Source organism: Geminicoccus sp. (assembly GCF_035556675.1).
Lineage (GTDB): Bacteria > Pseudomonadota > Alphaproteobacteria > Geminicoccales > Geminicoccaceae > Geminicoccus.
The window spans coordinates 1-19115 of record NZ_DATMFZ010000196.1 but is presented as its reverse complement, the minus strand read 5'-3'; the positions used below and the strand labels follow the sequence as shown (position 1 = coordinate 19115).

The 19115-nt window shown below is 68.3% G+C and carries 19 protein-coding genes and 1 pseudogene; all 20 read left to right on the top strand.

All coding sequences use genetic code 11. The annotated features are described in order from the left end of the window. Window positions 1-318 precede the first annotated feature (318 nt). Window positions 319-984: an HAD family hydrolase gene (locus tag VNS22_RS14310; RefSeq protein ID WP_325733521.1), complete on the top strand. Its 666-nt coding sequence runs from the start codon at window positions 319-321 to the stop codon at window positions 982-984. A 154-nt stretch (window positions 985-1138) separates the two neighbouring features. Beyond that, window positions 1139-1801 (top strand): cytochrome c3 family protein, encoded by a 663-nt coding sequence (locus VNS22_RS14305; protein WP_325733519.1) that lies wholly within the window; start codon window positions 1139-1141, stop codon window positions 1799-1801. Further along, window positions 1798-4776 (top strand): TAT-variant-translocated molybdopterin oxidoreductase, encoded by a 2979-nt coding sequence (locus VNS22_RS14300; RefSeq protein WP_325733517.1) that lies wholly within the window; start codon window positions 1798-1800, stop codon window positions 4774-4776. Before VNS22_RS14305 ends, VNS22_RS14300 begins: the two co-directional genes overlap by 4 nt. Beyond that, a complete protein-coding gene (nrfD, locus tag VNS22_RS14295) occupies window positions 4773-6122 on the top strand; it encodes an NrfD/PsrC family molybdoenzyme membrane anchor subunit (RefSeq protein WP_325733515.1) in 1350 nt (449 codons plus the stop codon). Before VNS22_RS14300 ends, nrfD begins: the two co-directional genes overlap by 4 nt. Beyond that, the gene (locus VNS22_RS14290) at window positions 6115-6675 is read left to right on the top strand and encodes a DUF3341 domain-containing protein (RefSeq protein WP_325733514.1); all 561 of its coding nucleotides are present in this window, start codon (window positions 6115-6117) and stop codon (window positions 6673-6675) included. Before nrfD ends, VNS22_RS14290 begins: the two co-directional genes overlap by 8 nt. Further along, the gene (locus tag VNS22_RS14285; RefSeq protein ID WP_325733513.1) at window positions 6672-7211 is read left to right on the top strand and encodes a cytochrome c; all 540 of its coding nucleotides are present in this window, start codon (window positions 6672-6674) and stop codon (window positions 7209-7211) included. The genes VNS22_RS14290 and VNS22_RS14285 overlap by 4 nt, the downstream gene beginning before the upstream one ends. Next, a complete protein-coding gene (locus VNS22_RS14280) occupies window positions 7201-8274 on the top strand; it encodes a hypothetical protein (protein ID WP_325733511.1) in 1074 nt (357 codons plus the stop codon). Before VNS22_RS14285 ends, VNS22_RS14280 begins: the two co-directional genes overlap by 11 nt. After that, window positions 8271-8684, top strand: coding sequence for a hypothetical protein (locus VNS22_RS14275; RefSeq protein WP_325733509.1), 414 nt, complete (start codon window positions 8271-8273; stop codon window positions 8682-8684). Before VNS22_RS14280 ends, VNS22_RS14275 begins: the two co-directional genes overlap by 4 nt. After that, entirely contained in the window at window positions 8681-9469 is a 789-nt protein-coding gene (locus VNS22_RS14270; protein WP_325733507.1) for an SCO family protein, read from the top strand. The genes VNS22_RS14275 and VNS22_RS14270 overlap by 4 nt, the downstream gene beginning before the upstream one ends. Further along, on the top strand, window positions 9466-10416 hold the full coding sequence (gene coxB / locus VNS22_RS14265) for a cytochrome c oxidase subunit II (protein WP_325733505.1): 951 nt from the start codon (window positions 9466-9468) through the stop codon (window positions 10414-10416). The genes VNS22_RS14270 and coxB overlap by 4 nt, the downstream gene beginning before the upstream one ends. Further along, entirely contained in the window at window positions 10413-12089 is a 1677-nt protein-coding gene (locus VNS22_RS14260) for a cytochrome c oxidase subunit I (protein WP_325733503.1), read from the top strand. The genes coxB and VNS22_RS14260 overlap by 4 nt, the downstream gene beginning before the upstream one ends. After that, entirely contained in the window at window positions 12086-12721 is a 636-nt protein-coding gene (locus tag VNS22_RS14255; protein ID WP_325733501.1) for a cytochrome c oxidase subunit 3, read from the top strand. Before VNS22_RS14260 ends, VNS22_RS14255 begins: the two co-directional genes overlap by 4 nt. 4 nt (window positions 12722-12725) lie before the next feature. After that, window positions 12726-12998, top strand: a complete 273-nt coding sequence (locus tag VNS22_RS14250; RefSeq protein WP_325733499.1) for a cytochrome C oxidase subunit IV family protein — start codon at window positions 12726-12728, stop codon at window positions 12996-12998. A 326-nt stretch (window positions 12999-13324) separates the two neighbouring features. Then, entirely contained in the window at window positions 13325-14527 is a 1203-nt protein-coding gene (locus VNS22_RS14245; protein ID WP_325733497.1) for an ROK family transcriptional regulator, read from the top strand. Continuing rightward, window positions 14524-15774, top strand: a complete 1251-nt coding sequence (locus VNS22_RS14240; protein WP_325733495.1) for a M20 family metallopeptidase — start codon at window positions 14524-14526, stop codon at window positions 15772-15774. Before VNS22_RS14245 ends, VNS22_RS14240 begins: the two co-directional genes overlap by 4 nt. Continuing rightward, window positions 15765-16829 carry a substrate-binding domain-containing protein gene (locus VNS22_RS14235; protein WP_325733493.1) on the top strand — a complete coding sequence of 355 codons (1065 nt, stop codon included), beginning with the start codon at window positions 15765-15767 and terminating at the stop codon, window positions 16827-16829. The genes VNS22_RS14240 and VNS22_RS14235 overlap by 10 nt, the downstream gene beginning before the upstream one ends. A gap of 14 nt (window positions 16830-16843) precedes the next feature. Continuing rightward, the gene (locus tag VNS22_RS14230) at window positions 16844-17905 is read left to right on the top strand and encodes a substrate-binding domain-containing protein (RefSeq protein WP_325733491.1); all 1062 of its coding nucleotides are present in this window, start codon (window positions 16844-16846) and stop codon (window positions 17903-17905) included. Between the two features lie 7 nt (window positions 17906-17912). Further along, window positions 17913-18065: a hypothetical protein gene (locus VNS22_RS14225; RefSeq protein ID WP_325733489.1), complete on the top strand. Its 153-nt coding sequence runs from the start codon at window positions 17913-17915 to the stop codon at window positions 18063-18065. Between the two features lie 5 nt (window positions 18066-18070). Continuing rightward, window positions 18071-18856: an ABC transporter permease gene (locus VNS22_RS14220; protein ID WP_325733523.1), complete on the top strand. Its 786-nt coding sequence runs from the start codon at window positions 18071-18073 to the stop codon at window positions 18854-18856. 17 nt (window positions 18857-18873) lie between these two features. Beyond that, window positions 18874-19115: pseudogene (locus tag VNS22_RS14215) on the top strand (YhfX family PLP-dependent enzyme); the annotation flags it as partial.

The window sequence follows — 19115 nt, the reverse complement described above, 5'->3', positions numbered from 1 at the left end:
ACGTACCGGCCCCCTGCCCGAGCGGCTGGCGCGGCTGTGCCAAGTCACGCTGGTCGCAGCTGGCCACGCGGCCAAGCTGGTGCTGTGGCAGCACGGTGTGGCGGGGCTGGAGGCAGGGTGGCTGGTGGTGATGTGGCAGTGGGAAGCCCAGGAGCAGGCAACTGACGACTAAACCGGTTCGATGCTGTGTCGGTCGATAGATTATGGAAGATGAAAAGAAGATGGGCAGCTAGCACCTCCTACCGACAGGTCGTCGATGGAACGGTCAGACCGTGAGATCGTTGCAGAGGCCGTCTCCCTCACTGCATCGGAACCACCATGATCACGGCTGTCATCTTCGACATGGACGGCACGCTGATCGACAGCGTCGATCTGCACGCTGCCTCCTGGCAGCGCACTTTTACGCAGTTCGGCTTTCAGATCGACTTTACGGCCATCCGCTCGCAGATAGGCAAGGGTGGCGATCAACTCATGCCGGTCTTCTTGTCCGAGGAGGAAGTGGACCGGCTGGGCGCGGACATGGAGCAGTTCCGCAAGCATCTGTTCCAGCAGGAGTGCCTGCCGAAGGTGCGAGGCTTCGCTGGTGTACCGGACCTGTTCCGGCGCATCCTGACCGATGACAAACGAACTGCCATCGCCTCGTCGGCCAAGCAGGATGAGCTGGCCAGTTTCGAGGAGATCGCCGGCGTCCGCGGCCTGGTCAGTGAGAAAACTTCCTCCGACGACGCCCAGCGATCCAAGCCGTTTCCGGACATCTTCCAGGCTGCCTTGAAGCGCTTGGCCATTCCGGCCGACCAAGCTGTGGTGATCGGCGATTCCCCACACGACGCCGAAGCCGCCGGTGCCGCCGGCATTGTCACAATCGGATTATTATGCGGAGGCTTTCCTGAAGCGGATCTACGTCGGGCCGGCTGCGCCGAGATCTACCGGGATCCGAAGGATCTCTTGCGGAACTACGATCTCTCTCTTCTGGGACGACGGTAACCCAACCGATCAAAGCAGGAACGGGATGTCTATGGAGATCTACCCCATCAGCAGCCGAGGCAGCCTGGCCCCAAAACCGGGACAACGAACGGGCGTGGAAACCTTTTCGCAAGCGTATTGTTGAGCAAGCAGGAAGGTGGCCTGCTTGAGGTAGATGGCCCAGATCTTCACCGCTTCGGCAGACACGCGACTGCGTGCGGCTGTCCTGATCGCGGGATTGGCGGTGCTGGCTGGCGGCCTCTTCCTGGGGGGCTATGCTGAATCGGGCTACATGACGATGGTCGGCTGGGTCCGCGACCAGCCGGTGCCCTTCAGCCATGAACATCATGTAGGCGGGCTGGGGATCGACTGCCGGTACTGTCACACCGGGGTCGAGACGAGCGCCCAGGCCGGGCTGCCGCCGACCCATGTCTGCATGAACTGCCATTCGCAGATCTGGGCGGGCGCGCCCATGCTGGAGCCGGTGCGGCAGAGCCTGGCCACGGGACGCCCGATCCCCTGGCAGCGGGTCGCGCGGGTGCCGGACTATGTCTACTTCAACCACGCGATCCACATCGACCGTGGTGTCCCCTGCGTCACCTGCCACGGGCGCGTCGACCGGATGCCACTGTTGGCACGAGCCCGACCGTTCCAGATGAGTTGGTGCCTGGACTGCCATCGTGACCCGGCTCCGAACCTCCGGCCACCCGATCAGGTCACCCGCATGGACTGGTCGGACTGGGACCCGAAGGCCCACGAAGCGTATGGCCAGGCCATGGTGAAGGCCCACGGCATCGAGCCTGCCAAGCTCGACGACTGCAACGTCTGCCACCGATGAGCAGCATGCCCGACCACCCGCCCGACCATCCTGCCGCGCACGAGATCCGTGCCCTGCTGCGCGGACGGACCGGGCGGTCCTTCTGGCGGAGCCTGGAGGAGATCGCGGGGACACCGTCCTTCCGCACCTGGCTGGAAGCGGAATTCCCGTCGCTGGCGCCGGCGGCGGACAGGGTCGACCGGCGCGCCATCCTCAAGGTGATGGCTGCCTCCCTGGCCCTGGCGGGGCTCACCGGCTGCGACGGCGAGGCCGACGAGGCAGCCCTGCCTTATGTCGAGGCGCCGGAGTTCGTCACGCCCGGCCGGCCGAAATGGTACGCCACCGCAACGACCCTGGCAGGCTATGCCCAGCCGGCCGTGGGCAAGACGGAGGTCGGTCGCCCGGTGAAGCTCGAAGGCAACCCGGAACATCCGGCCAGCCTCGGGACCACCGATCCCTTCCTCCAGGCCTCGCTGCTCGACCTCTACGACCCGGACCGCTCGCAGGCGCCGCGCCACCTGGGGCGCAACGCCACCTGGGACGCGTTCGACCTGGCGATGGCCGGGCAGGTGCCTGCCACCGACCTCCGGCAGGGCGAGGGCCTGCGCCTGCTGACCGGCACCGTCACCTCGCCGACCCTGTCCCGCCAGATCGACGCGATGCTGGCGAGATGGCCGCGGGCGCGCTGGCACGTCTCGGAACCGGTGAGCGGCGACCTGCGCCTTGAGGCAGCGCGTATAGTCTTCGGGCGTTCGCTCGACCAGCATCCGAGGCTGGACGTGGCCGAGATCGTGGTGTCGTTCGACGATGACCTGCTGGGACCGGGTCCGCGCCAGGTCCTGAACGCCCAGCACTGGTCGATGCGGCGCCAGGCGCGCCAGCGGCGTAACGGCGAATGTCGCCTGTTCGTGGCGGAGCCGACTCCTTCCATTACCGGTGCCATGGCCGAGGACCGGTTGCCGGCCTCGCCATCGCGCATCGCTGTGCTCGTGCGTGCGCTCGCGGCGAGGCTTGGCATCACGGCGGCTCCCGCGGCGGAACCGGGCGAGCGGGAGGAGCGTTGGCTGCGGGCGGTCACCGAGGCCCTGCACGGCCGGCCCGGGCGGAGCCTGGTGAGCGTGGGCGCGCACCACCCGGCCGAGCTGCAGGCCCTGGCCCTGCTCGTTACCGACCGGCTGGGCGGCATCGGCAGCACGCTGACCTTCACCGAACCGATCGCCAAGGCCCCGCCGGACGGCAGCCGCTCCCTGCCGGCGCTGGTGACGGACATGGCGGCGGGGCGGGTCACATCGCTGGTCATGCTGGGCTGCAACCCGGTCTATGACGCAGCACACGGCCTGAACTTTGCGCGGCACCTGGAACAGGTGCCGTTCCGCCTCCACGCCGGGACGCATTACGACGAGACCGCCGAGCACAGTCACTGGCACGTCCCCCTCCACCACGAGCTGGAGGCTTGGAGCGACGCGCGCGCGGTGGACGGCACGGTCAGCATCGTCCAGCCCCTGATCCGCCCCCTGTACGCGACCCGCTCGGCGCACACGATCCTGGACAATCTGGGCACCGGGCAGCGGAGCGACCGGCAGATCGTGAGCGAGACCTGGCGCCAGGCCTGGAGCGAAGCGTTCGAGGGCCGGTGGCGCAGCGCGCTGTACCAGGGCTTCGTGGCCGGCACGGCCCTGCCGCCCGTCACGCCCGCCGTCACGGGCGGCCCGCTCGCACAGCCTCCCGGGCAGGACCCGGGCGACGGGCTGGTCCTGGCGCTGCGCCCGGACCCCTGCGTATGGGATGGTCGCTTTGCCAACAATGCCTGGCTGCAGGAACTGCCCAGGCCGCTGACCAAGATCACCTGGGGCAACGTGATCCTGATCTCGCCGAAGCTGGCGGCGGAGCGCGGTCTCGCCAATGCGGACGAGGTGGCGGTCGAGGCCGATGGCCGCCGCGTCACCGGCCCGGTCTGGATCATGCCCGGCCAGGACGAGCGCACGATCACGGCGACGTTCGGCTACGGGCGCCGCCGCGTCGGGCAGGTCGGCCAGGACCTGGGCTACGACGCCTATGTCCTGCGCGACGATCCGCACCAATGGCACCGGCAGGACGTTGTCCTCACCGCGACCGGCGAGCGGCAGGACGTCGCCACGACCCAGCTTCACCAGGCGATGGACGGGTTCGACTTCGTGCGCATCGTGGATCCGGCCGACCTGCCGGACGAGCCCGCCGAAGGTACCGGTGCCACGATCGACGCGGAGGTGGCGGGCAAGCCCACACTGTTCCCGCAGGATCACTGGGACAGCCCGTCCTGGGGAATGTCGATCGATGTCGACCTTTGCATCGGCTGCAACGCCTGCGTGGTCGCCTGCGTGGCCGAGAACAACGTGCCGATGGTGGGCAGGGAGCTGGTGGCGATGGGCCGCGAGATGCACTGGCTCCGGGTCGACCACTACCACGAGGGCGACCCGAACGAGCCGAAGTCCTACTTCCAGCCGGTGCCGTGCATGCATTGCGAGAAGGCGCCGTGCGAGATGGGCTGCCCGGTCAATGCCGCCGTGCACAGCTTCGACGGCCTGAACCTGCAGGTCTACAACCGCTGCATCGGGACCAGGACCTGCTCGTCCTTCTGCCCCTACAAGGTGCGGCGGTTCAACTGGTTCGACTACACGGGCGACGATCCGGAGCCGGTCCGGGCCATGCGCAACCCCGACGTCACGGTGCGCAGCCGGGGCGTGATGGAGAAGTGCACCTACTGCGTGCAGCGGATCAGTGCTGCCCGGATCGCTGCCAAGATCGAGGACCGGGAGATCGAGGACGGCGAGGTGGTGACCGCCTGCCAACAGGCCTGCCCGACCCGGGCGATCGTGTTCGGCAACGTCCTGGACCGGCAGGCGGAAGTGTCCCGGCGCAAGGCCGGGCCGCGCGACTACAGCCTCCTGGAGGAAGCGAACACGCGGCCGCGCACGACCTACCTGGCGCGGATCGAGAAGACGGACGGGGGTGCATGAGCGAGGACGCCATCACCGCACCGCGGGACCGCTACGCGGAGATCACGGAGGAGATCACCCGGATCCCGCTGCACTATCCGGACAAGCTCGGCTGGTGGATCTGCTTCGGCATAGCCCTCCTGCTCCTGCTGACCTTCTTCGTCTCGGCGACTGTGCTGTTCTGGAACGGCGTGGGTGTCTGGGGGAACAACATCCCGGTCAACTGGGGCCTCGCCATCTCCAACTATATCTGGTTCCTGGGCATCGGCCATGCCGGCACGCTGATTTCCGCCCTCCTGCTGATCCTGAACGCGCACTGGCGCAACTCGCTCAACCGGTTCGCCGAGGCCATGACCCTGGTGGCGGTCACCTGCGCCGGGCTCTACCCGATCCTGCACCTGGGGCGGCCCTGGCTGTTCTACTGGATGGCCCCCTACCCCAACACGATGACGATCTGGCCGCAGTTCAGGAGCCCGCTCACCTGGGACTTCTTCGCGGTCCTGACCTATCTGCTGGTCTCGCTCCTGTTCTGGTACATCGGGATCGTCCCGGACCTCGCCGCGACCAGGGACCGGGCGAAGAAGCGGCGTGCCCGGGTGCTCTATGGCCTGGCAGCGCTGGGCTGGCGGGGCTCCGCCCGGCACTGGCGGCGCTGGCAGCAGTCCTACCGCCTCACCGCCGCGATTGCGGTGCCGCTGGTGGTCTCGGTGCATTCGGAGATCTCGCTCCTGTTCGCGGCCGGGCCCATCCCCGGCTGGAACTCCACCGTGTTCCCGCCTTACTTCGTGCTGGGCGCCGCCTTCTCCGGCTTCGCCGTGGTCGCGATGATCGCCATCACGCTGCGCCACGTGCTCAGGCTCTACGACCTGGTGACGCCGCGCCACTTGGACCTGCTCGGCAAGCTCCTGCTGACCACCGGCCTGATGACCGCCTACGGCTACTGGGCGGAGGTCTTCGACGTGCTCTATGCCGGCGAACAGCAGGAACTCGGCACGCTCATGGACCGGCTCACCGGCCAGTACGCGTGGAGCTACTGGGGTGCCGTGCTCTGCAACTTCGTGCCGCTGCAGCTGCTCTGGTTCCGCACGGTACGGCGCCACCCGCTCTGGCTGTTCCTGATCGGCCTGTCCGTCACGATCGGGATGTGGTTCGAGCGCTACATGCTGCTCGTGACCAGCCTGTACCGGGACTACCTGGTCTCGTCCTGGGGCGAGTACCAGCCGAGCTTCTGGGACTGGTCGCTGTTCGTCGGCATGCTCGGCATCTTCTTCGTCCCGTTCCTGCTGTTCGTCCGCTTCCTGCCGGTCATCTCCGCATCCGAGATCAAGGAGGCCCTGTTCGAGGACGAGGAGCAGCGCCGTGCGTGAGCCCTCCCCCCATACCGAGGCCTATGGCCTGCTCGCCGAGTTCGACCGGCCGGAGCGCCTGATCGAGAGCGTCCGGCTCGCCCGTGCGGCGGGCTTTCGCCAGATCGACGCGTTCTCGCCGTTCCTGGTCGAGGGGCTGGCGGAGGCGCTGGACTTCCGGGACGAGCGCGTGCCCTGGCTCACCCTGCTGGGCGGCGTGCTCGGTGCTGCGATCGGCTACGGGATGCAGGTCTACACCAACCTCGACTATCCGATCGACGTGGGCGGACGGCCGCTGATCGCCCCCCAGGCCTTCATGCTCATCACCTTCGAGCTGATGGTCCTGGGTGCGGTCCTGTTCTCGATCGGCGGAATGCTGGTCCTCAACCACCTGCCACGCCTGCACCACCCGCTGTTCGGCGTCGACGCGTTCCACCTCGCCACCTCCGACAAGTTTTTCCTGGTCGTGTTCAGCTCCGACCCGAAGTTCCATCAGGAACGTACCCGCGCCTTCCTGGAGGAATTGGACCCGGTGCGGATCGAGCTGGTCGAGCATTCCGAGGAACCGGAATGAAGGCCCGGCTGCTCCTCGGCCTGCTGGCGGCCCTCCTCTCCGGCTGCGACGAGATGGACCAGCAGCCGCGCTACGACAGCTACGAACAGAGCGGCCTCTTTCCGGACGGCAAATCGATGCAGGCGCCGCCGGAAGGAACGGTCGCCCGGGACGACCCGGCCCTGCAGGCCACGCTGGAGCAGCGGCCGCCCATGAGCATGGCGCTGCTCCAGCGCGGCCAGGAGCGCTTCGGCATCTACTGCGCCGTCTGCCACGACTTCGCCGGCTACGGCCACGGCACGGTGCCGGACCGCGGCTTCCCGCAGCCACCGAGCTTCCATATCCCGAGGCTGCGCCAGGCACCGCCCGGCTACGTCGTCCAGGTCATCACGGAGGGTCACGGGGTCATGTACTCCTATGCCGACCGGGTGGCGCCGGCCGACCGCTGGGCGATCGCGGCCTATGTGCAGGCCCTCCAGCAGAGCCAGGACACCGACGTCGCCGCCCTTTCGCCCGAGGAACGCGCGCAGATCCGCGAGGCGGCCGATGACCGCTGAGACGCTCCTCGGCACCGATGCGCGCCGGCCGGCAGTCGCCGGGGCCGCTGCCTGCCTCCTGGCACTCCTGCTGGTCCTGTGGTCGCCACGGCAGGCGCTGGGGGGCTGGCTCTCGGCCTTCCTGTTCTGGACGAGCGTCCCGATCGGTGCCCTCGTCCTGGTGATGATGATGCGCCTGATCCCGGGCAAGTGGACGGAGGAGCTGGCACCCACCGCCGAGGCGGCCATGCTCCTCCTGCCGCTGGGCGTGGCGGCCGTCCTGCCGGTGCTGCTCGGCATGCACGTCCTGTACGACTGGACCCAAGGGGTCGAGCCGAAGGGGATGCGGGCCGTCTACCTCACGCCATGGTTCTTCGTGCTGCGCACCGCCCTGTTCTGGGCGGGCTGCCTCGTGCTGGCGGCCCTCCTCATGCTGCGCCGGTCCTGGTCGACGCCGCTGTCCTGCGCCGGGCTGATCCTGTTCGTCCTGGCCGGGACGACGATGGCGGTGGACTGGCTGATGTCGCTGGAGCCGGACTTCCATTCGTCCGGCTACGGCCTCTACGTCGTGTCGATCCAGATGACGATCGGGCTGGCGGCACTGATGGTCGCCCGGCTGCTGGCGGGCCCGGTGGACCGGCCGGGCGTCCTGGGCGGGCTCCTGCTCACTGCCCTCCTCCTCTGGGCCTACTTCTCCTTCATGCAGTACTTCATCATCTGGTCCGGCAACCTGCCGCAGGGCGTGCGCTGGTACGAGACGCGGACGGGCGGCGGCTGGACGGTCCTGCTGCAGGCGCTGACGGCTCTCCATCTGCTGCCCACCGTGCTGCTGCTGTTCACGCCGGTCCGCCGCTCGCGGGGGTGGCTGCTGGTCCTGGGACTGCTGGTCCTGGCAGGCAAGGCCATGGAATGCCTGTGGCTGGTCCTGCCCGCCCTGGGGCCAGCCGGCGCGCTCGGCTTCCTGGCCGCCGTTCTTGGGCTGCTCGGCCTGGGCCTGCTGTCGGCTGCCGGGGCTGTGGCCGCGGGAGCCATGGCTCGTCGTCTTCGCCCGGTGGACGATGACGTTCGGGAGGCGGCCTCGTGACGGCGGTCAGCCGCGAGGGTGCGCAGGACCCCGGCCGCCATGTCGCGGGTCCGGGCTATCAGCAGACCGACGTGAAACCACGCAACGTCCTCTACATGACCGGCCTGCTGATCGCCGGGATCCTGTTCGCCATCGGCTTCGTCGCCGGCCTCTTCGTCCTGCTCGACCGCCATGACCGCAGGCCGGTACGGACCGGGCTGGAGAGCACGGCACTGGTCCCGCCGGCGCCACGCCTGCAGCTGTCGCCGCAGCACGACCGGATGGTGATCGAGCAGCGCGCCCGCGCGATGCTGCAGGGCTATGCCTGGACCGACCGGGCGGCCGGGCGGGTGCGCATCCCGATCGAGCAGGCCATGGAGGAAGTGGCGCAGCAAGGCTGGCGGAATGTTCCCCGGGAGCCGGCACCATGATCCGCGCGGTCCTCCTGCTGGTCCTGGTGCTGCTGCCCCTGCCCGCCACCGGCTTCGACCCGTTCACCCGCACCGGGATCGACCGGCGGCCCGACGCCGTGGTGCCCGTCGACCGGCCCTTCCGGGACGAGGCCGGCCGGACGGTGACCTTGCGTGCGCTCGCCCGGAGCAGGCCGATCCTGCTGGCGCCGGTCCTGCACGCCTGCCCGAACATCTGTGGCGTGACGCTGGCCGGGCTGGCCCAGGCGATCCGCGCCCAGAGCTTCCGGCCAGGCCGGGACTTCACGGTCATCGCCTTCGGCATCGACCCGGCGGAGGGGCCGGTCCAGGCAGCCGCGCAGCTGGCCGACCTGCGCCAGGCCTTTCCCGGCGTCACCGCCCAAGGCTTCCATGCGCTCACCGGCGGGGCCGCCGAGGTCGCCGCCGTCACCGACGCACTGGGCTATCGCTACGCCTGGGACGATGACATCAGCCAGTACGCCCACATCGCCGCCATCGCCCTGCTGACCCCGGACGGCCGTCTTTCGCGCTGGCTCTATGGCCTCACCCCGGATCCCACCGACCTCCGGCTGGCCCTCACCGAGGCGGGCGAGGGCCGGATCGGCGGCTGGGCCGACCAGCTGCTCCTGCTCTGCTATCACTACGACCCGCAGGCCGGGCGCTACGGTCCGGTGATCTGGACGGTCCTGCGGATCGCCGGCGTCGGCACGGCCCTTGCCGGGATCGGGCTGATCGGCCGCTCGCTGCTGCGCGAGCGGCGCCGTGGGCAGGGGCAGCCGTCATGAACGGCGTCTTCAGCCTCTGGCCGAGCCAGGCCTCGGCCCACAGCGTCCAGGTCGACACGCTGCTGGGCGCGTTCTTCGTCCTGATCATCCTCCTGTCGGCACCGGTCTTCGTCCTGATCGTCGTGTTCGCCGTGCGCTACCGCCGCGGCCGGGCGGCCGACCGCAGGCACCCGGTCAACCAGAAGGTCGGCCTGGAGATTTCCTGGACGCTGATCCCCTTCCTGCTCGTCCTGGGCTTCTATGTCTGGGCCACCAGCCTGTACTTCGACCTGTACCGCCCCCCGGCGGACGCGCTGGAGATCGACGCAGTCGGCAAGCAGTGGATGTGGAAGTTCCAGCATCCGGGCGGCCAGCGCGAGATCGACGAGCTCCACGTGCCGGTGGGCCAGCCGGTCAGGCTGGCCATGGCCTCGCAGGACGTGATCCACAGCCTCTACATCCCCGCCCTGCGCATCAAGCAGGACGTCCTTCCCGGGCGATACACGACCATCTGGTTCACCGCCGACCGGCCGGGCGAGTTCCGGCTCCACTGCGCGGAGTTCTGCGGCACCGATCATTCCATCATGGGCGGCCGGTTCATCGCGATGGAGCCGGCCGACTATACGGCATGGCTGGAGCGGGCGGACGTCGACCTGTCGCTGGCGGCACAGGGCGAGATCCTGTTCCGGACGCATGGCTGCAGCGGCTGCCACGGCCCGGCCGCGACCGTCCACGCCCCGCCCCTGGAGGACCTGTACGGCAAGCCGGTACCGCTGCAGGACGGTTCGGTCGTGACCGCCGACGAGCAGTATATCCGCGACAGCATCCTCCTGCCGCAGGCGCAGATCGCCGCCGGCTATCCCCCGATCATGCCGACCTTCCAGAACGTGCTGGGCGAGGAGGAGGTGCTGAAGCTGGTGGCCTACATCAAGTCGCGGAGTGGCACCCGCTGGAGCGACCGGCAATGACCGACGACGCGGCCCTGGCGGACGACCGGCCGGACGAGACCAACCTGGACGACCGGGGCCTGTCCGAGACGCGGGTGGAGCGGGGCAGCTACCTGCGCGCCGGGCATACGCTGCGCTCCTGGCTGCTCACGACCGACCACAAGCGGATCGCGATCCTCTACCTGATCTCGGTCACCCTGTTCTTCTTCGTGGGCGGGGTGGCCGCCGCCTTCGTCCGCGTGGACCTGCTGACGCCGCAGGCCGATCTCCTGACCAACGAAGGCTACAACCGTGCCTTCACCCTGCACGGCGTGATCATGGTCTGGTTCTTCCTGATCCCGTCGATCCCCAACACCTTCGGCAACTTCCTGATCCCGCTGATGATCGGCGCCCGCGACCTGGCCTTCCCGCGGCTCAACCTCATCAGCTGGTACATCTTCATGATCGGCGGGCTGGTCACGATCTTCGTCCTGGTCGCCGGCGGCGTCGACACCGGCTGGACCTTCTACACCCCGCTCTCCTCCATGTACGCCAACGGCAATGTGGTGCTGGCGGCCACGGCGGTGTTCGTGGTCGGCTTCTCCTCGATCCTGACCGGCCTCAACTTCATCGTCACCGTGCACAAGCTGCGCTGCCCGGGCATGACCTGGGGCCGGCTGCGCCTGTTCGTCTGGTCGCACTACGCCACCTCGATCATCCTGGTGCTGGCCACCCCGGTGCTGACGGTCACCCTGGCGCTGATCGCCGCGGAGCGCGTGTTCGGCATCGGCATCTTCGATCCGGCACTGGGCGGCGATCCCCTGCTCTACCAGCACCTGTTCTGGTTCTACAGCCATCCGGCGGTCTACATCATGGTGCTGCCGGCCATCGGCGTGGTCAGCGAGCTGGTGGCGGCCGCGGCCCGCAAGCCCGTGTTCGGCTACAAGTTCGTGGCCGGCGCCTCGATCGCGATCGCGGTGATCGGCTTTCTGGTCTGGGGGCACCACATGTTCGTGGCCGGCCAGTCCATGTATGCCAGCGCCGTGTTCTCCTTCCTGAGCCTGGCCGTCGCGGTGCCGTCCGGCATCAAGGTCTACAACTGGACCGCGACCCTCTACAAAGGCCACATCTCGCTGGACCCGCCCTTCCTGTTCGCCATGGGCTTCATCGGCTTGTTTGTGGTGGGCGGACTGACCGGGCTGGTCCTGGCGATGCTCGCGATCGACGTGCATGTCCACGACACCTACTTCGTCGTGGCGCACTTCCACTTCATCATGGTGGGCGGCTCCGTGTCCGCCTTCTTCGGTGCGCTGCACTTCTGGTGGCCGAAGATGGTCGGGCGGACCTACGCGGTGGTCTGGGGCCGGCTGTCCGCCATCTTCATCTTCCTGGGCTTCAACCTGACCTTCTTCCCGCAGTTCATCCTGGGCTATCTCGGGATGCCGCGGCGCTACCACGTCTATCCGCCCGAGTTCCAGGTGCTGCACGTCATGTCGTCGCTGGGGGCCGGCATCCTCGGCGTCGCCTATCTCCTGCCCTTCGTCTACCTGTTCTGGTCGATGCGCTACGGCAAGCCGGCGGGTCCCAATCCCTGGGATGTCACCGGGCTCGAATGGACGGTGCCCTCGCCGCCGCCCAAGCACAATTTCGCCCGGGTGCCCGTGGTGACAGGCCCGCCCTACGACTACCATGTCGAGCGGGACGACGACGCATGACCGAGCAGGTCCAGGTCCACGATCCCTATCAGGAAGCCGGCCAGCAGCACGAGGCCGACATGATGGGCATGTACCTGTTCCTCGCGACGGAACTCATGCTGTTCGGTGGCCTGTGCATCGTGATCGTCATCTACCGCTTCCTCCATCCCGAGGAGGTCGTCGCGGCATCGGCACGGCTGCATTTGTGGATCGGCGCCATCAACACGGTCGTGCTGCTGACCTCCAGCCTCGCGGTGGCCGCCGCGGTCCATCTCGCCCGACGGGCGCGTGCCGGCCCGGCGGCGACCTGGCTGCTCGCCGCGGTGGGGCTCGGCCTCGCCTTCCTGGGCCTGAAGGCCCAGGAATATCATGCAGAATACCGGGAAGGCCAGCTCCCGATCCTGAGCGATCCGCCGCAATTTGCAGGTCCGGTCGAGCAGCTCTTCATGAACCTCTATCTGTTCGCGACCGCGCTGCATGCGATCCATCTGACCATCGGCATCGCGCTGGTGAGCGGCCTGTCCTGGCTCCTGCTTAAGCGCCGCATCGCGCTCCCGCAGCAGGCGGTAAGGGTCGAGGTCTGTGGCCTCTACTGGCACCTGGTCGACATCGTCTGGGTGTTTCTCTACCCGATCCTCTACCTGGCGCGGTGAGATCATGACCGGATTGCGCCCGCTGATCCTGGTCTGGACGGGTCTGCTCGTGCTGCTGGCGCTGACCGTGACTGCCAGCTTCCTGCTGTCCGGCCCCTGGGGCTTCATGTTCAGCATCAGCATCGCCCTGGCCAAGGCGGGCCTGATCTTCTGGTTCTACATGCATCTGAACGAAGCCAGCGGAGTGGTGCGGCTGGTGGCACTGGGCGCGGCCGTCTGGCTTTCGATCCTGATCCTGCTCGCCTCAACCGACTACGTCACCCGCTCGATGTTCTGACGGGCGGAGCTGGAGGAGCTGGATATATGGCCTAATGGTGTAGTTACGCTTGAGCATCACGACTGGGAGGAAGTGCTGTACCGGCAGGCTCTTCACGGCACCGCCCGTACGATGGAGACAGACAGGGCATTCAGAAGGCATTTGACCTCCAGCACCTTGGATGCCTGCCCGCGAGGATCCTTGGAAGAGGATCTGGCTCTCAGGCGTTTACGTTGCTGATTGGGCCATCAGCTTCTGGGCATCCGTGGTCATCCATCCTTCCTGCCCTTGATCTTTGTCCTCGTAACACGCAAACTTAGTTCGTCATCTTGACGAACTAGGCCGCGATGACCGACCGTCCGATCCTCCGCCAGCTTTCGGTGCGCAACGTCGCGGCGATGATCCTGCGGAAGGGCCCGGTCTCCCGCGTGCAGCTGGCACGGGCGACGGGCCTGTCCAAGCAGACGATCTCGGAAGTCGTGCGGGTCCTGGAGGAAGCGGGCCTGGTCGCGGCGGTCGGGCAGGTCGGCAGCGCCACCGGGCGTCCCGCGATCACCTACCGGATCGAGCCCGCCGCCGCCTATGTCATGGGCGTGGACCTGGGCGGGACCAAGATCCGGGCTGGGCTGGCGGACTTGACGGGCGCGATCGTGGCCGAGGACGTGATCGACACCAACCCGCGTGGTGGCCAGGCCGTGGTCCAGCAGATCGGCACGCTCCACCAGGAGCTGCTCCGTCGTGCCGGGATCCCGCCGGACCGGCTGCGCATGGTGGTGATCGGCAGCCCTGGCGTCCTCGACCGCTCGACCGGAGCCATCGAGCTGGCCCCCAACCTGCCGGACTTCGATCGTCTCGATGTGGTCGGCAGCCTGACCAGGCTGCTGGGCCAGGCGTCGCTCATCGAGAACGACGTGAATCTCGGTGCCATCGGTGAGCAATGGCAGGGACGCGGGATCGGCTGCCGCGACCTGGTCTTCATCGCGCTGGGCACCGGGATCGGCATGGGCATCCTGATCGACGGCCGCCTGGTCCGTGGTGCGCGCGGCGGGGCGGGCGAGATCGCCTATCTGCCGCTCGGGGCCGATCCGTTCACTAGAGAAAGCCGGGAGGTAGGCGCGCTCGAGCGCGGCATCGGTACGCACGGGATCATCCAGGCCTACCAAGCCGCCGGCGGAGGGGCCGCCACCACGGTGCGGGCGATCTTCGATCGGCTGCCGGAGGATGCGGCCGCCGTGACCGCCATCGACGCGACGGCCCGTGTTCTGGCCCTGGCCATCCTGTCGGTGACGTCGCTGCTCGATCCGGAGCAGGTGGTGCTCGGCGGCAGCATCGGCATCCGCCCGGAACTGCTGGAGCGGGTGCGCCGGCTGACAGCCGACTGCCTGCCGCGCCCGGTGCCAGTGGAACCTGCCGCACTCGGCGACCGGGCCACGCTGATGGGTGCGATCGCCATGGCGCTCCACCAGCTGCACAACGAGCTGTTCAGCCTGCCCGATCTGCCGGCCGAATTCGGGCCACCGCCACAACCCTATGCGGACGCTGCGGCATGAGCGACCTCCACGCCAGGCTCGTCGCCAGCTTCGACGAGACGGCCGTCCTGGACCTGCTGCGGCGCGCGGTGAGCGTGCCGAGCGTCACCGGTACGGAAGCGGCGTTCGCGGCCTTGCTCGCCGATGAGCTGCACCGGCTCGGCGCCGAGAATGTGCGGACGGCAGAGTTCCTGCCTGGCCGACCGAACGTCACCGCGACCCGGCGCAGTGGCAGCGACCGGCCGCCGGTGCTCCTGATCGGCCATACCGACACGGTTCATGTCCGCGGCTGGCGGGAGCGCTGGGCCGGTGACCCGCGCGAAGATCCGTTTGGTGGCGCCGTTGTCGACGGCTGCCTCTGGGGCCGCGGCGCCGCCGACCTGAAGGCTGGCATCTGCATGACCCTGGCAGCCGTGCATCTGCTGGATCAGGCCGGCATTCCGCTGGCCCAGGACGTCCAGTTCTCCTTCGTCGGCGATGAGGAGAGCGGCGAGCCCGGCTCCGGCATCAGTGCCGGAATGCGCCACTTCTGCAGGGATCTGGACGACGGCACCCTCCCCCGCCCGGGCTTCGCCGTCTATGTCGAGCCCAGCTGCCTGAACGTCTATGCCGCCCAGATCGGCTTCTTCATCGCCGACATCACGGTCCGTGGTCGCTCGGCCTATTTCGGCGTGCCGGAGCAAGGCGTCGACGCGCTGAAGGCAACCCATGCGATCCTGTCGGCACTTTGGGCCCATGACGAGAGGATCCGCCAAGCAGCCGACCATCCGCTGGTCGGCGGCTCCTTCCTCCTGGTGACCGGGATCGAGGGCGGCGGGTTCATCGCCGTGCCCGAAACCTGCCGCGTCTCGCTCATCCGCAAGCTGCGCCCGGGCGAGGACCTGGACGAGGCCAGGCTGGCCATGGAAGCGGCGCTCCACGGAACCGCCCTGCACCCCGACATCCGGGTCGAGATTGGCTACCCGGCCGGCCGCGACCATCCGGTAGGCGGCATCCCGTTTGAGACGCTACCGAACGAACCCGAGCTGCGCCGGCTGATCGGCTGCATCCAGGCCGCGGCGCCGGGGCGCGGTGCCATCGAAGGCGCGCCGTTCTGGTCGGAAGCGTCTTTCCTGACCGCGCGCGGCATTCCGGCCGTGTATTTCGCGCCAGGCGACATCCGGATCTGTCATACCTTCGAGGAACGAGTCCCGCTCCAGGAATACCGGGAGGGCATCCTCGCCCTCGCCCTGTTCCTGGCCGGTGCAGGGAGGCAAACATGCTGCTGACCAGACGAATGATCGCCGGGCTCCTGCTCGCCACGACGCTGCTGACGACGCTGCCGGCCATGGCCGGCGAGACCATCGGCCCGAACGGCGAGAAGGCGACCCCCGCTTCAGCGCTGAGCCTGACCGACGCGGACAAGGCCCGGCTGAAGGAGGGCAGCCATACCGCGGCCCTGCTCTGGCACACTTCGTCCGACTTCGTGACCGCAGTCACCGCCGGCGCCACCGATACCTTCCAAGAGCTGGGCATCGAGGTGGTGGCGACCACCGATGCCGGGTTCGATGCCGCCAGGCAGAAGAGCGACGTCGAGACGGTGCTGGCCAAGCAGCCCTCGGTGATCCTGGCCCTGCCGCTGGACCCGGTGACCTCGGCCGAGGCGTTCCGGCCGGCGATCGCATCCGGCACCAAGCTCGTGCTGCTGTCGAACCAGCCCAAGGACTTCGTCGCGGGCCAGGACTATGTGGCGATCGTGACCGACGACCTGTTCCAGATGGGCAAGCAGGCGGCGGACGCGCTTGCGGCGGCCCTTGGCGGCCAGGGCAAGGTCGCCTGGATCTTCCATGACGCCGCCTATTACGTGACCAACCAGCGCGACAACGCGTTCAAGGACACGATCAAGGCTGACCACCCCGGCATGACGATCGTGGCCGAGCAGGGCATCACCGACCCCGCCCGCGCCGAGGAGATCGCCAGCGCCCTCTTGCTGCAGCATCCCGACCTGGACGGGATCTACGTCACCTGGGCGGAGCCGGCCGAAGGCGTGCTGTCCGCGCTGCGCGCCGCCGGCAACAGCACCACCAAGGTCGTGACGCTCGACCTGTCCGAGCCGGTAGCCTTGGACATGGTCCAGGACGGCAATGTCGCCGCGATCGTCGCCGACGAGGCCTATGGCTTGGGCGTGGCCATGGCCACCGCCGGCGCCTATGGCCTGCTCGGCAAGGAAGCGCCGCCCTTCATCGTGGCGCCGGCGCTGACCGTGACCAAGGCCAATGTCGCCGAAGCCTGGCAGACCTCGCTGCATCGCGATGCCCCGGCCTCGGTGCTCGAGGCGCAGTGACGGGAGGAAGGAAGATGCAGCGACGTGCGCTCGGTCCCCTGGCCCTGGCGGCTCTGCTGGCCGCATCCGGCAGCAGCCAGGCTGCGCCCAAACCCACCAGCGGCCCGCATGGCGAGGCGGCCACGCCGGCCGCGCAGCTGACACTGACCCCGGAACAGGAAGCGGCGGTCAGGGCTGGCGGCTTCACCGCCGCCCTCGTCTGGCACACCTCCTCGGACTACACGACCGCGGTCAATGCCGGGGCAATGGACGAGCTGCAGCGGCTCGGCATCGAGGTCGTGGCCCAGACCGATGCCGGCTTCGATGCCGCCAAGCAGATGAGCGACGTGGAAACGGTGATGGCCAAGCAGCCGAGCCTGATCCTCTCGCTGCCGGTCGATCCGGAGACTGCGCCCGAGGCCTATGCCCCGGCCCAGGCGGCCGGCACGAAGCTGGTGTTCGTCGACAACTCGCCGAACGGCTACGTGCAGGGCAAGGACTACGTCACCGTCGTGTCCGACGACCTGGCCCAGATGGGCGCCAAGGCCGGCCAGGCCATGGCAGAGGTGATCGGCAGCAAGGGCAAGATCGGCTACGTGTTCCACGATGCCGACTTCTACGTGACCAACCAGCGCGACCAGGCGTTCCGGCAGACGATCCTGGACGAGTATCCCGACATCACGATCGCCGTGGAGCAGGGCCTGGCCGATCCCGCGCGTGCCGAGGACATCGCCAATGCCCTGGTGACCAAGCATCCGGACCTGGACGGAATCTACGTCACCTGGGCCGAGCCGGCCGAACTGGTCCTGGCGGCACTGCGCAATGCCGGCAACACCCACACGAAGATCGTGACCCTGGACCTGTCCGAGCCCCTGGCGCTCGACATGGTGCAGGGCGGCAATGTCGCGGCGATCGTGGCGGATGAGGCCTATGCGATCGGGGTCGGCGTTGCCCGCGCCGGAGCGCTGGGCCTGCTCGGACAGACGGTCGAGCCCTTCTTTGTCGTGGACGCACTGGCGGTGACCAGCGACACGGTCAGGGATGGCTGGAACCGCTCGCTCCATCGCAACCCGCCCGCCTCGCTCCTCGAACAGTGACCAGGCCATGACCTCCGCGCTGCGCGGCATCGACCCGTCCCGCTACGTCGTCCATGTCGGCTTTTTGCTGATCTTCGCGCTGTTCGCCGTCGTCCTTCGGGACGACGGCTTCCTGACCTCGACCAACCTCTTGAACATCGTCCAGCAGACCGCCCGGTGACGGTGATGGCGGTGGGCATGGTGTTCGTGTTCACGGCCGGCGAGATCGACCTGTCGGTAGGCTCGGTGGTCGCGATCTCGGCCCTGATCGCCGCGATGGTGATGCGGGAATATGCTTGGCCGCTGGCGGTGCTGGCGGGGCTCGGTGCCGGGATCGGCATCGGCCTGCTGAACGGCGCCCTGGTCGCCTATGCCCGGCTGCCCTCCTTCCTGGTGACGCTCGCGACCATGGGCCTCCTGGCCGGGGTCGCGCGCTGGCTCACCAACCTCCAGTCGGTGCCGATCACCCAGAGCCTGTTCAACAATCTGTTCGGCGCCGGCCGCCTCGCCGGCATCCCCTCGCTGGTGTTCTGGACGGTGGCGGTGGTCGGGATCGGCCATTTCATTCACCGGGAGACCCGGTTCGGCGCCCATGTCCACGCCACCGGGGACAATGCCCGCGCCGCGCGCGCGATCGGCATCCGGATCGAGCAGGTCCGCTTGGCCGTGCTGGTCATCAGCGCCACGACCGCAGCGCTCGCCGGCCTGCTCTATGCCGGCCGGCTGCATGGCGCCCGCTATACGCTGGGCGAGACCGACCTCCTGACGGTGATCGCCGCGGTGATCGTGGGCGGGACCCGGCTGAACGGCGGCATCGGCACCGTCACTGGGGCGCTGATCGGCTCCTTGCTGATGGGCATGCTCAATAACGGCCTGATCCTGATGGGCCTCTCGGTCAGCGAGCAGATGATGGTCCGGGGCCTCATCATCCTGGCGGCCGTGGCGCTTACCCTGCGCGAACCGAATCGCTGATCAAGAAGGCGACGACGATGTTCCTGGACCTTTTGCGCCGCCGCAACCCGCGCCTGATCGAGGCGGCGATCGCCCTGCACCAGGCCGGCCGGATCCCGGCCAACGCCTATGTCATCGACCTCGATGCCGTCACAGCCAATGCGCGCCTCCTGGCGGAGGCCGGCCAAAAGCTGGGCGTCGAGGTGCTGGCGATGACCAAGCAGATGGGCCGCAACGGCTCCTTCTGCCAAGCGATCCTGCAGGGCGGCATCACCAAGGC

Bases quoted from the DNA above. Each gene is read 5' to 3' on its own strand.
- VNS22_RS14310 (WP_325733521.1), top strand. From the start codon at position 319: ATGATCACGGCTGTCATCTTCGACATGGACGGCACGCTGATCGACAGC.
- VNS22_RS14305 (WP_325733519.1), top strand. From the start codon at position 1,139: ATGGCCCAGATCTTCACCGCTTCGGCAGACACGCGACTGCGTGCGGCT.
- VNS22_RS14300 (WP_325733517.1), top strand. From the start codon at position 1,798: ATGAGCAGCATGCCCGACCACCCGCCCGACCATCCTGCCGCGCACGAG.
- nrfD (WP_325733515.1), top strand. From the start codon at position 4,773: ATGAGCGAGGACGCCATCACCGCACCGCGGGACCGCTACGCGGAGATC.
- VNS22_RS14285 (WP_325733513.1), top strand. From the start codon at position 6,672: ATGAAGGCCCGGCTGCTCCTCGGCCTGCTGGCGGCCCTCCTCTCCGGC.
- VNS22_RS14280 (WP_325733511.1), top strand. From the start codon at position 7,201: ATGACCGCTGAGACGCTCCTCGGCACCGATGCGCGCCGGCCGGCAGTC.
- VNS22_RS14270 (WP_325733507.1), top strand. From the start codon at position 8,681: ATGATCCGCGCGGTCCTCCTGCTGGTCCTGGTGCTGCTGCCCCTGCCC.
- coxB (WP_325733505.1), top strand. From the start codon at position 9,466: ATGAACGGCGTCTTCAGCCTCTGGCCGAGCCAGGCCTCGGCCCACAGC.
- VNS22_RS14260 (WP_325733503.1), top strand. From the start codon at position 10,413: ATGACCGACGACGCGGCCCTGGCGGACGACCGGCCGGACGAGACCAAC.
- VNS22_RS14255 (WP_325733501.1), top strand. From the start codon at position 12,086: ATGACCGAGCAGGTCCAGGTCCACGATCCCTATCAGGAAGCCGGCCAG.
- VNS22_RS14250 (WP_325733499.1), top strand. From the start codon at position 12,726: ATGACCGGATTGCGCCCGCTGATCCTGGTCTGGACGGGTCTGCTCGTG.
- VNS22_RS14245 (WP_325733497.1), top strand. From the start codon at position 13,325: ATGACCGACCGTCCGATCCTCCGCCAGCTTTCGGTGCGCAACGTCGCG.
- VNS22_RS14240 (WP_325733495.1), top strand. From the start codon at position 14,524: ATGAGCGACCTCCACGCCAGGCTCGTCGCCAGCTTCGACGAGACGGCC.
- VNS22_RS14235 (WP_325733493.1), top strand. From the start codon at position 15,765: ATGCTGCTGACCAGACGAATGATCGCCGGGCTCCTGCTCGCCACGACG.
- VNS22_RS14230 (WP_325733491.1), top strand. From the start codon at position 16,844: ATGCAGCGACGTGCGCTCGGTCCCCTGGCCCTGGCGGCTCTGCTGGCC.
- VNS22_RS14225 (WP_325733489.1), top strand. From the start codon at position 17,913: ATGACCTCCGCGCTGCGCGGCATCGACCCGTCCCGCTACGTCGTCCAT.
- VNS22_RS14220 (WP_325733523.1), top strand. From the start codon at position 18,071: ATGGCGGTGGGCATGGTGTTCGTGTTCACGGCCGGCGAGATCGACCTG.